General features: G+C 38.8%; 10 protein-coding genes. 4 read left to right on the forward strand and 6 right to left on the reverse strand.

All coding sequences use genetic code 11. The annotated features are described in order from the left end of the window. Positions 1-66 precede the first annotated feature (66 nt). A complete protein-coding gene (locus LBQ60_06100) occupies positions 67-246 on the reverse strand; it encodes a hypothetical protein (GenBank protein MDR2037478.1) in 180 nt (59 codons plus the stop codon). Between the two features lie 228 nt (positions 247-474). Here LBQ60_06100 and eno point away from each other — a divergent pair, with 228 nt between their 5' ends. Then, positions 475-1,764, forward strand: a complete 1,290-nt coding sequence (eno, locus tag LBQ60_06105; GenBank protein ID MDR2037479.1) for a phosphopyruvate hydratase — start codon at positions 475-477, stop codon at positions 1,762-1,764. 178 nt (positions 1,765-1,942) lie between these two features. Here eno and LBQ60_06110 read toward each other — a convergent pair whose 3' ends face one another. Both LBQ60_06110 and LBQ60_06115 read right to left on the reverse strand, forming a co-directional pair. Further along, the gene (locus LBQ60_06110; GenBank protein MDR2037480.1) at positions 1,943-2,848 is read right to left on the reverse strand and encodes a DUF1266 domain-containing protein; all 906 of its coding nucleotides are present in this window, start codon (positions 2,846-2,848) and stop codon (positions 1,943-1,945) included. A gap of 48 nt (positions 2,849-2,896) precedes the next feature. After that, complete coding sequence (locus LBQ60_06115) at positions 2,897-3,358, reverse strand: hypothetical protein (protein ID MDR2037481.1); 462 nt, start codon at positions 3,356-3,358, stop codon at positions 2,897-2,899. Positions 3,359-3,928: 570 nt separating this feature from the next. Here LBQ60_06115 and LBQ60_06120 point away from each other — a divergent pair. Both LBQ60_06120 and LBQ60_06125 read left to right on the forward strand, forming a co-directional pair. Next, on the forward strand, positions 3,929-4,534 hold the full coding sequence (locus LBQ60_06120; GenBank protein ID MDR2037482.1) for a glutamine amidotransferase: 606 nt from the start codon (positions 3,929-3,931) through the stop codon (positions 4,532-4,534). Between the two features lie 509 nt (positions 4,535-5,043). Beyond that, positions 5,044-7,515, forward strand: coding sequence for a glycoside hydrolase family 95 protein (locus LBQ60_06125; protein ID MDR2037483.1), 2,472 nt, complete (start codon positions 5,044-5,046; stop codon positions 7,513-7,515). Positions 7,516-7,523: 8 nt separating this feature from the next. On the opposite strand, the gene LBQ60_06130 is transcribed toward LBQ60_06125, so the two are convergent. The 3 genes from LBQ60_06130 to LBQ60_06140 all read right to left on the reverse strand — a co-directional run bounded on the left by LBQ60_06130 (position 7,524) and on the right by LBQ60_06140 (position 11,920). Beyond that, the gene (locus LBQ60_06130) at positions 7,524-9,587 is read right to left on the reverse strand and encodes a thioredoxin family protein (protein MDR2037484.1); all 2,064 of its coding nucleotides are present in this window, start codon (positions 9,585-9,587) and stop codon (positions 7,524-7,526) included. Positions 9,588-9,608: 21 nt separating this feature from the next. Further along, positions 9,609-11,162, reverse strand: a complete 1,554-nt coding sequence (locus LBQ60_06135; GenBank protein ID MDR2037485.1) for an Rne/Rng family ribonuclease — start codon at positions 11,160-11,162, stop codon at positions 9,609-9,611. Positions 11,163-11,635: 473 nt separating this feature from the next. After that, positions 11,636-11,920 (reverse strand): integration host factor subunit beta, encoded by a 285-nt coding sequence (locus tag LBQ60_06140; protein MDR2037486.1) that lies wholly within the window; start codon positions 11,918-11,920, stop codon positions 11,636-11,638. 129 nt (positions 11,921-12,049) lie between these two features. On the opposite strand from LBQ60_06140, the gene LBQ60_06145 reads away from it, so the two are divergent. Next, positions 12,050-12,272 (forward strand): A/G-specific adenine glycosylase (locus LBQ60_06145; protein ID MDR2037487.1); only part of this gene is annotated, 223 nt, incomplete at its 3' end.

The raw sequence follows: 12,272 nt of genomic DNA on the forward strand, positions 1-12,272 counted from the left end.
GGAAGCGGGCACCAGTCCTGCAAAGTGAAGGGGCAAGCCGGAAGCTGTCTGAGCCGTAAGGCGAACTTAGCGGAGCGATCTCACCGAAGGTAGTTCTTCCGGCGTCCCGTAGCGTGCAGCGGCTGGTCGCTGAGGAAACAAGCCTTGATTTTTACTCACCATTGATAATTTATATGGTGTTCGTGAAACCGCTTCGCTCAGTTGCTTCTTTTTATCAAGAAAAAGAAGAGTATAAAATGATTTCATATATGTATGATATAATTTTGAACAATTACTTATGACACTAATTGTTTGGTATTATTGATGACACTGTTTGGTTATTGTGTTTTTTGTAAGCAAGTTTTCGATATATTCATATACACAATACAACAGAATTTTGTACTTTTGCGATTCGAAAAAAGAAGGTCTTTTTCTTTTGGACAGAACAAATAGTAATTCAGTAAATTAATCATCAATTTATAAGTAAATATAGTTATGGGACAAATCATTAAAATAGTAGGTCGTCAGGTACTTGACTCACGTGGCAATCCTACAGTAGAAGTGGATGTTTACACTTCAAGCGGAAGTACAGGCCGTGCTATCGTTCCTTCCGGAGCATCAACCGGTGTTCATGAGGCTGTTGAATTACGTGATAACGACAAAGGCCGTTATATGGGTAAAGGAGTTTTACAGGCCGTGAATAATGTCAATACCGTTTTGAACGATGAATTGACGGGTATGTATGTAACCGACCAGAATGCTATTGATGCCCGTATGCTCGAGTTGGACGGAACACCGAACAAAGGTAACCTGGGTGCTAATGCGATTTTAGGTGTTTCCCTGGCAGTAGCAAGAGCAGCAGCACAGGTAACAGGACAGGAATTATACCGTTATGTCGGAGGAGTGAATGCCAATACACTTCCTATTCCCATGATGAACATCCTTAACGGAGGTTCGCATGCTGATAACAGCATCGATTTCCAGGAATTCATGATCATGCCTGTAGGTGCTGCTAATTTTTCCGAAGCTTTGCGTATGGGAGCTGAAGTTTTCCATCACCTGAAGTCGGTATTGAAAGCAGGAGGATATTCAACCAATGTAGGTGATGAAGGCGGTTTTGCTCCTAACCTGAAATCAAACGAAGAAGCGGTTACTGTTATTCTTCAGGCTATTGAAAAAGCCGGTTATAAACCGGGTGAAGATATTTATCTGGCGCTTGATCCCGCCTCATCTGAATATTATCTGACAGATGAAAAAGTATACCATTTCAAAAAATCCAACGGAGATAAATTAACTCCTGCGCAAATGGTAGACTACTGGAAAAACTGGACCAGCAAATACCCCATCATTTCTATCGAAGACGGGATGGCTGAAGATGATTGGGATGGTTGGAAATTATTGACCGATACCATTGGAGATAAAGTTCAGCTGGTGGGTGATGATTTGTTTGTAACCAATACAAAACGTCTGGCTATGGGAATTGAAAAGAAAGTGGCCAATTCCATCCTTGTAAAAGTAAACCAGATCGGTTCTCTTACCGAAACCATCGATGCTGTAAATATGGCTTACCGTTCATCATATACAGCCATTATGAGCCATCGTTCAGGTGAGTCGGAAGATACGACCATTGCAGATTTAGCAGTAGCATTGAACACCGGACTGATCAAGACCGGATCTGCTTCACGTTCCGATCGGATCGCTAAATATAACCAACTGCTTCGTATTGAAGAAGGTTTGGGTAATGATGCCCGTTATTGGGGTAAAGACTATAAATATGCCCGGTAAGCATATTTTTGATATGATGAAGGCCGTCTCATTATTTTGAGGCGGCCTTTTTTTGTAAAATACGTATTGTTTTTGTTTATATGATATTGTAGGTAAAAAATTTGTTTACATTTTTATGGGATTTTGTATTACCTTTTTACACTTCACAAAACTTGCCGTGGCAAATGCCGGGGGATAATTACAGTTCAGTATGCCAATCGATGCTGAAAGGTCCATCATATTGTTTGCGAAGGAACTGATAGATATTTGCACGAGCATAGACTTCAGTGGTCGGATCGTCGATTCTTTCGCCCGACCAGTAGCAATAACCCAGTAGATAGCTAGTCATCATATCATCCCAGCTAGTGTATATCGACTGCATTTTTTTACCTGCTTTGGAGCACCATTCTAAAGCTTCCTCATAAGAGATATAATTACATAGGTAACCATATCCACATAAAAGTATGAGCCGGCATAAATCCCAGGCCCAGATACCTTTATCACCGCAAGTCTGCTGGATATGAGTAAATAGCTCATTGTCAAATTTTTCCTTATCTGATTCATATTCTTTGGCAGCCCGGCCGTTATACAGGCTCGCCAGCATTTCCTTAAAGTCGTGTTCATTATTAAGCCCCCAACTTTCGTACAGGATCTCTTTTGTATCTTCGTAGGAATCGGAGTTGGGGTAATAGCCGCCAAAAAGTTCTGGGTCTTGCTCCGCAGATACTCTTAAAACAACACATGTAGCATTGAACCACCTGACTCTAAGGGGCAGTTCGTCCTTCTTTTTACGTACTACACTCCATTCGTTTTTGAACAACTTCTCAAATTTTGCCGATAACCCTTCAAAAACATCATCTTCCAGCTCATACCAGTTATCCTCACCCTCTTCCGCGAACTCGATCATCGTCGTGCGGCAAGGTACATTTTCCGAAAAAGGCTCTTTGATATAAGCATTAAAAATATCTTTCAACGGGATGGTATCTTTATCTCCGTTCAACTCAATGTGGATCGAATCATCAAATACCGCCACATAACTACGGTATTTCTTAAATACGTTTTTCTTTACGGGCGTCCCCTCAAGTTCGAAAATAAGTTTACTCATTATGCTATATCTTTTTATACATTATTCCACCATCGATCGGTGGGTTTGTCAGGGATTAGTATTTATTTCATTAAACTCATATTTATCTTTATCTATGTTGTATCCCAATGAATAAGTTCTGCCTTTTTCAACATAAATAGTTATTTCTCTTGGCGCTATATTGAAATTCTCATAACCTGTCACAGAAAATGCATCTGTCTTTGCCCAATGGTATTGAACCCCTATTGTATATTCTCCCTGAAACAGATAGAATCCTTGTCTCGTTATTTCATAAAAAGGGGTTGGTTCTTTACTATTTATACTGTATACTGTCAGCGTACCCATAGAATCAGGTTTGAGGTATACCTTTACAGCGTCTTTATTGTCATGTTCAAAAATTGCCTGTTTCTCCTTTCTTTTCCTAAGATGAATCAGTAGAAATGGTATATAAACAAAAAGAATAAGAAAAATCACCCAAAACAGTATCCTGCCGTTTAATCCTGTTGTCAATGTTTCTATCAATTCTTTCATTAATCTTTTTCAACTTAAAAATATGATTAAATGGAAACATATTCCAATGATACTTATCTTCAAAAAGTGTCTTCCCCCTCGTCGACAAATATAGTGAAAGCCGAGAGGCAAAATCAAGCTTGCTTGAAATTTTGTCCGAGGTGCCTCCTATATTATACAAAGATAGTGAAAACCGAGGACAGAGTGTCGAACTTGTTCGTAATCTTTGCCGTGGTGCATCCTATATTATACAAAGATAGTAAATATCTGGAGAGTTGCCTGAATTACCCTCTTAAACCTTCTCCTTTGTCAGTTTGGGATTTTATGGCGGACCTGTTATGAAGGCTGATGGTTTGCACCACTTTCTGATATTTCTGCCTGAAACAGCCGATGATATTCTGTCCTTTGAGGGAAAATCAGAGTTTACCGGGATGATGGATGGTCAGGTTCTTACCCGATCTTCAATTGGATATCAATAGCTTTAAAATAATGTTAGAGCTTCGGGTTGAGAATTAAAATGGATAAGTCCAATTGACTGTAATTTCCGAAAGATTATAAGTATCTTTGCAAGTGTAATAAAATGAAGTAAATATGAAAAAAGAAGTCATTTTTGTATTGTTAAACCGTTTTGCCGATTGGGAAGCTGCACATACCGCCGTTTGCTTAAATACAGGTGTAAAACCCGGAAGACCGGTTAAATACATCGCAAAAACCCTCTCACTCTCCAAAGAACCCATAGTTTCTATCGGTGGATTTAGGATTTTACCGGATTACGACATCTATACTTTGCCCGAAGATTACGCCGGATTGGTGCTAGTGGGCGGAGATAACAACTGGTTCTCGCCCGAAGCGGAATCCTTAGTTCCTTTAGTGGAAAAAATGATTCGGGAAAATAAGTTGGTTGCCGGAATTTGCAATGCTTCGGTTTTTCTCGGTAAACACGGATTTCTCAATCATGTAAAGCACACGAGCAATATGCTCGAATATTTGAAAAATACGGCAGGCGAAAAATATACCGGTGATGCGCATTATATCGGAAAAAAAGCCGTCCGCGATGGTAATATCGTTACCGCTAACGGAACTGCTCAGTTGGAATTTTGTCGCGAAATATTATATGTACTGAATGCAGATGAGCCGGAAATAATTGAAGAAAGTTATTTATTTTACAAAAATGGATTCTTATTGAATGGAGAATGACCTTTTCCCCAACCCCTTTCCACAAGAGAAGGGAGAAAGTTCCCTTTAGGGAGCATTCTCGGTAAAAAAATGAGAAAACTACCATTCTAGAGAGAAAACTTCTAATTTTGGATTAGAAGTCACTTTAGGATAATAATGCATTTTGTCAAGTCCAATTAGGACAAAAAGTAAATAATCTGTATAGTTTTTCAGGACAAGTCAGTTCAAAGTTCATTACTTTGCAATGTCCCGGATAAAGTGAGAAAAGAATTTACAACATGTTATTCCATATTATTCTATCTATATTTTTGAATGTTACTTATGGAAAAATAATCAACTATAAAATATCGGATATGTAGATTTTGTATCAGGTAAGGATCAGATACTATATGTAATCTCTGAAGTTTTTTGTATGTTTGCCTTTATTAAGTAATACCAATAAATTGATGTTGCATTTAATGAATGTAACCGATTCGATCAATGCAACTTAAGAAAGCAATAAATAGCACTATGTGCTTAAAATTAATTCCATGAAATTACAATTTTACTTAACGATTATCCTTTTATTACTGTTGTCGGGCTGTATGGGTGATACCCCCATTGATTATAAAAACCACTCTACTTACCTTCTCTGGTATGATCATCCCGCCAGGCGATGGGAAGAGAATTTACCATTAGGTAATGGACGGTTAGGGTTAATGTCTGACGGGCAAATAAAAAAAGAAACCATAATACTCAATGATATTACACTATGGTCGGGAGGTCCTGAGGATCCAAATAATCCTGAAGCAGCTAAATACTTACCTCAGATACAAAAATTATTGTTTGAGGGAAAGAATGACCAGGCTCAGGAACTTGTGTACAAAACCTTTGTATGTAAGGGAAAAGGTTCAGGAGGAGGACGTGGAGCGAATGTTCCATACGGTAGTTATGAGTTATTGGGTAAATTACATATTGATTATCATTATCCTGAAGACGATTTTCAGGTGAAAAATTATCGCAGGTTACTGTCTTTAAATGATGCTGTAGCAAGGACATCTTATGTGCTGGATGATGTAAAATATTCCCGGGAATATTTTACCAGTTTTAAAGATGATGTGATCGTGATCCGTTTGTATGCATCCGAAAGCGGTAAGTTGAATTTTAATGTAGGCATTGACAGGCCACAGGCATTTGAGGTGAGTGTCAAAGGTGATGAGCTTCTGATGTCCGGACAGTTGAACAATGGTACGGATGGTAATGGAATGCGCTATAATGCCAGGGTAGGAGTGAAGCTGGTCGGTATGGGAAAGGTGAGTACGGAAGGTAAGCAATTACAAATATCCGGTGCTCAGGAAGCGATATTAATTATTTCTGCGACAACAGATTATAAAGATACTAATTTTGACCGTAAATGTCAGGACCTGTTAGATAAAGCATTGGCTCAGGAAAAATATACAACCATGAAGGCCCAGCATACAGGAATATATCAGGGTTTGTTCGACAGGGCTAGTCTGACATTGAAACCTCATAACGGGAGGGATACAATTCCTACGGACCGAAGGTTACTGGCATTTGCTTCTAATCCGGCAGATAACGGATTAATGGAGTTATATTTCCAGTATGGTAGATATTTGTTGATATCCAGTACAAGGCAGGGATTATTACCACCGAATCTTCAGGGACTTTGGGCGAATACGATCAATACTCCCTGGAATGGGGATTATCATATGAATATCAATGTGCAGATGAATCATTGGCCTGCGGAAATTACCAATCTGGCTGAATTACATCTTCCCTTGTTGCGGTTAACCGGAAGTTTGGTAGAACCAGGGAAAAAAACAGCCAAAGCATTTTATAATGCCGATGGATGGGTAGCACATATGATGACCAATATCTGGGGGTTCACAGCGCCGGGGGAGCATCCTTCCTGGGGCGCAACCAATACGGGAGGGGCCTGGTTATGTGCACACATTTGGGAGCATTACGATTATAATCGTGATGAAAAATATCTTCAACGGGTATATCCCATATTAAGAGGGGCATCGGAATTTTTCCTGAGTATATTGGTCACAGAACCCAAACATGGCTGGTTGGTCACTGCTCCGACAACTTCACCGGAAAACGCATTTTATATGCCGGGGACAAAAAAAGCAGTGAATATTTGTATGGGATCAACCATGGATAATCAGTTGGTGCGTGAACTTTTTGAGAATACAATACAGGCTTCTGTTATACTGGAAACAGACCCGGATTTACGGGAAAAGTTACAACAGGCAGTAATGCAATTACCTCCTAATCGTGTAGGAAGTGATGGCCGGTTGATGGAATGGTTAGAGGAATATGAAGAAGTAGAACCGCATCACAGGCATGTATCACATTTATACGGATTACATCCCGGAAACCAGATAACTCCTTTGACGACTCCGGATCTTGCCGAGGCTGCAAGGGAAACCCTGAAACGGAGAGGGGATGGAGGAACCGGATGGTCAAGGGCGTGGAAAATTAATTTCTGGGCGCGTCTTGGTGACGGAAATCATGCATATGTACTGCTTCGTAATTTATTGACACCAACGTATAATGCTGATTTTGATTACTCGAACCGGGGAGGAACCTATCCTAATTTGTTTTGTGCACACCCTCCGTTTCAAATTGATGGTAATTTCGGTGGATGTGCCGGAATTGCGGAAATGTTTTTGCAAAGCCATGCAGGAATGATAGACTTGTTGCCGGCTTTACCTGATTTGTTCTCCGATGGTTCATTTGACCGTTTTCGGGCCCGGGGAGGTGCGGAAGTCAGTGCTGCCTGGAAAGACGGTAGTTTAACATCAGCACAGGTCAGGGCGATGGTGGATAATGATTTTAAGATAAGATTTCCGGTAACAGAAAAAAAGATGAGCTATGAGATAGACAAAAAAGTTTTGGAAAATGTCATAGCTGAAAATGGAATAATTGAAGTTAAAATGAAAAAAGGAGAAGTGTTGCAGATTTTATTTTCAGGAGATCAGGATACAACAGAATAAATATTTGTCTATAAAATTCCCTTTTTCAAAAAATCCCTGAATTCTTCAACATCCTTGGTATATCCCATTTTTGCAATAGTTTCGCCTTTTATATCAAGAATGACATAATATGGGATAGTATTGATCTGGTACCGGGTGATTTGTAGATCAGCATTTTTTTGTCCCATCGTTTTCTTTACTTTTCCATCGAAAGAAGAAGTAATATGTTCGTCTTCGGGTAAGGTTGTAGTATCATCAGTATATAAGGCGAGTAATACAAACCGTTGGTTCATTAAGTTCAGGGCTTCAGCGTCCGGCCATATATTCGCTTCCATTTCCTTGCATTTGGCACAGGCATGCCCTTTAAAAATAAGCAACACCGGTTTATTTTGCTCTTTTGCACAGTTGAATGCCTCATCATAATCAAAATAACCCTGTAAACCTAACGGCCAGCTGAGATTAGCATGATCACTGTATTTTGGGATTCCGCATAAATGGTTTTCAGGCTGATAGGATATGATTTGCTGGGATATTCCCATGCGATCATTTTTGGCAGCGGGGAGTAACCCGGAAATCGCTTGCAGGGGTGCTCCCAATAATCCGGTAAACAAATACATGGTAAATACAAAACAAGCAATAGCAAAGAACAACCGGGTAACACCTACGTGATGCACTTCACTGTCGTGGGCAAATCTGATCTTTCCAAGAAGATAATATCCGGTCAATCCGAAAATGACGATCCAGGCACATAGGAAAATATCCCGTGAAATAAGATTCCATTCCAGGTTACGGTCGGAGAAAGACAGGAAGTAAAACGCAAATGCAAGCATGATGAATGCAAATACGACTTTTACAGAATTCATCCATCCGCCCGACTTGGGCAATTTTTTCATTAGGGAAGGGAAAAAGGCCAGAAGCGTGAATGGTAAAGCAAAAGCCAGGCCGAACCCGAACATTCCCACAATAGGTTTGATCGCCAATCCTTGCGCCGAGGATACTAAAATACTGCCGACAAAAGGTCCGGTACACGAAAAAGAGATCACTACCAACGCTAATGCCATAAAAAATGCTGAGATATATCCTCCTTTATCTGCTTTCTGGTCTATTTTATTGGTTAAGGAACTAGGTAGGGTGATTTCGAATAATCCGAAAAAAGACAAGGAGAAAATGATAAAAATAATAGCAAATATCAGATTGGTCAGCCAATGTGCAATCACCTGGTTGGTGATGTCAGCACTTTTGGTCAATGTTACCACTAAACCTACGGATACATATATCAGTATGATGGAAATTCCGAATATAACGGCTTTTGTAATGGTTTTGGATCGCTTGGTTTCATCACGCATAAAGAATGAAACGGTCATAGGGATCATGGGATAGACACAAGGTGTTAATATTCCAAGAAACCCGGCAGATAATGCCATAAGAAAGAACCCCCATAATGATGAACTTTCCTGCTCAGAAGTATCCTGATCCAAAATGATTGTTTCGTCTTTTTCAATGTGGAGCTGGGGCATGGCGTCTGGCTTAATCGTTTGAATGGGTTCTTTTTCTTCGATTAGTTCAATATCATTTTTTTTGTTCTCAGGTTTAGCACTTGTTACAGGTATTGCCGACTTTTTTTCTTTTTCAGGAATTATTTTCACGGAAATATCCACTTGATTGGGAGGTAAGCAGCTATTTTCATTGCAGCACATATACTCCAACTGACCTTTAAGAGTAAATTCTTCAGGTTTTAATATTTTGATTTTCTGATGAAAAACGGCTATATTCTTGAATTGACCCACTTCGATCCCAAAATTTTCATCATATTTGATTTCAGGTTTTGTGACTTCTACAATTTTACCTACCAATTCATAATTAGAATTTTTTTCAAAGGTGAAAGATGTGGGAATCGGTCGGGATGGACTTTCAGGCATTTCGGTTGCATACATCGACCAGCCGGGATCTATGGTTGCAACGAATTTGATATCAGCCTCCGTTGCTGTTTGCTTTTCAACGGAAAATGTCCATTTTACCGGGTCAAATGCTTGTGCAGTAGTGTATTGAAGTATGCTGATTATGAAAAATATGATAAAAAATAATCTTTTCATTTCTATTCCCTGCTAGACAAATTATTGAAAAATTTCTTCCCCGTCTTTCGTATAAAACTTGGCTTCAAGATATGAATAAGTAGATATGGGAACTATTTTTATATGGCAATGTAATTTCCGTGCCCATTTTTTGCGGGTGGAGGAGAAGAAGCCTTTGGTCAGATATGCTGCAACATAAGGATGTAGGTGGATGGTCACATGTTTGAGCTTTTCTTGTTGCACCATGTATGACAGATTATTATATAAATCATCATCGAACAGTACACTAGGTGTTATTTCTCCCGTTCCTTTACATGTCGGACATTTTTCAACGGTTTGTTCATTCAACTCAGGACGTACCCGTTGCCGGGTGATTTGCATCAAGCCGAATTTGCTGACCGGAAGTATGTTATGCTTGGCCCTGTCATCAGCCATTGCTTCTTTCATCTTTTCAAGCAATTTAGACCGGTGTTCGGCTGTATACATATCGATGAAATCTATGACAATGATCCCACCCATATCGCGCAAACGTAATTGTTGGGCAATATGTTGTGCCGCAATTAGATTTACTTCCAATGCATTTGTTTCCTGATCATTACCCAACTTTGTACGGTTGCCGCTGTTTACATCAATGACATGCAGGGCTTCGGTATGTTCAATAATCAGGTATGCTCCGTTACGGATGGAAACAGTTCTGCCGAATAATGCCTTGATCTGTTTGTTAATGCCAAATCTTTCGAAAATGGGAACCCCTTCCTTGATCAGGCGGACAATTTTTTCCTTCTCTGGAGCTATTGAGTTGATGTATTCTTTTATTTCCTTATAATAGTGTTCATCATTTACGAAGATATGGGAAAATGTACCATTTAACAAATCACGCAGGATCGTAGATGCCCGGTTCATTTCTCCGAGGAATAGCTTGGGAATTTGTACATTTTGCAAATTGCTGAATGCATCTTCCCATTTTTTCACCAGTTCACGTAACTCTTCATCCAGAATTTCAGCGGTTTTTCCTTCGGCTACAGTACGGATGATAACTCCGTAATGTTTTGGTTTAAGGCTTTGTACGAGCGTCCTGAGACGTTTTTTCTCTTCCGGGGATGATATTTTCTGTGATATGGATACTTTATCGGAAAAAGGAATCAATACTAAATTTCTTCCTGCGATGGAAATTTCGGAACTTAAACGGGGGCCTTTTGTTGATATAGGTTCTTTAGCGACTTGAACCAGAATCGGTTGTCCGGATTTAAGGATGTCTGCAATTTTTCCTTTTTTATCAATATCTTCTTCCTGTTTGAAGCGTTGCATTGACGGAGCTTTTCCTTTACGCTGCATAGCTGTTTCCAGGTACTTTTGTAAAGTTTGAACCTGAGGCCCCAGGTCAAGATAATGCAGAAAAGCATCTTTTTCATATCCGACATCAACAAATGCAGCATTCAGGCCGGGCATAATTTTTTTTACTTTGCCCAGATAGATATCTCCTACCGAAAATTGCAGATTACTCTTTTCTTTATTCAGTTCAACTAACTGTTTGTCTTTTAAATGTGCAATTACAATTTCGGACGGGGTTACATCAATAATTAATTCATTACTCACAACCCATTTCTGTTTTTGGGAGGTTATACTTCTGTTTACTCATTCTTTAAAACATAATGATTATTGTTTTTTCCAAGATCAACCGGCGCGTATTTAGAGTTGTTTGAAGGTAAAATACTCGCCAGCTGAGATTCAGAATGAATCATTATATTCTTTAATGAAATTAGATATTGTTCTTTAATAACTTTATGTTAAACGAGATCTGAGTGAATTGTTTTCCTCCTCAAACCCCATAGTAAGTGGCAAGTATAAAAATTAGGATAATAAACAACATCTAAAAGGAAAGAAACCTAAAACTTTCACAAAGAAAATTTTAGGTTCTTTATACTACGAACACAAAATAAATAATTATTTCTTTTTGTGCCTGTTCTTTCTCAAGCGTTTTTTCCGCTTGTGAGTTGCCATTTTATGTCTTTTTCTTTTTTTTCCGCTTGGCATTTTTTCTATTGATTTTCAAGATGGCTTAACCAATCTTATTTAACATTACTTTTAACTTGATTGACAAACGTCTTAGCCGGCTTGAAAGCAGGAATATTGTGTGCCGGAATGATGATAGTTGTATTTTTCGAAATGTTACGAGCAGTTTTTTGAGCTCTTTCTTTAACGATGAAGCTTCCAAATCCTCTCAAATAAACATTTTGGTTTTTAGCCAACGACTTCTTTACGCTTTCCATGAACGCTTCAACTGTTTTTTGAACAGTAACTTTTTCAATTCCCGTACTTTTGGAAATTTCATTTACAATATCTGCCTTTGTCATGTCTTTAACTGTTATTATTTATTATGTTTACAAAATTTCAGGATGCAAATATATATCTTTATTGTAGATTAATAAAATATAACGCACATTTTTGCATGTTTTTTTGTACAAATATATGTTTTTTTTGAAATGGTAGGTCTGAAATTAATTAATTGGTATGAACTGAATAAGCGTAATTTACCGTGGCGTGACACTTCAAACCCTTACCTTATATGGGTTTCAGAAATAATATTACAGCAAACAAGAGTGAATCAGGGACTTGGATATTACTATCGGTTTATAGAAAAATTTCCTGATATCTTTGCATTGGCCGAAGCAAAAATTGATGATGTGTTAAAAGTTTGGCAAGGTC

It is taken from the genome of Bacteroidales bacterium (genome assembly GCA_031275285.1).
GTDB lineage: Bacteria > Bacteroidota > Bacteroidia > Bacteroidales > UBA4181 > JAIRLS01.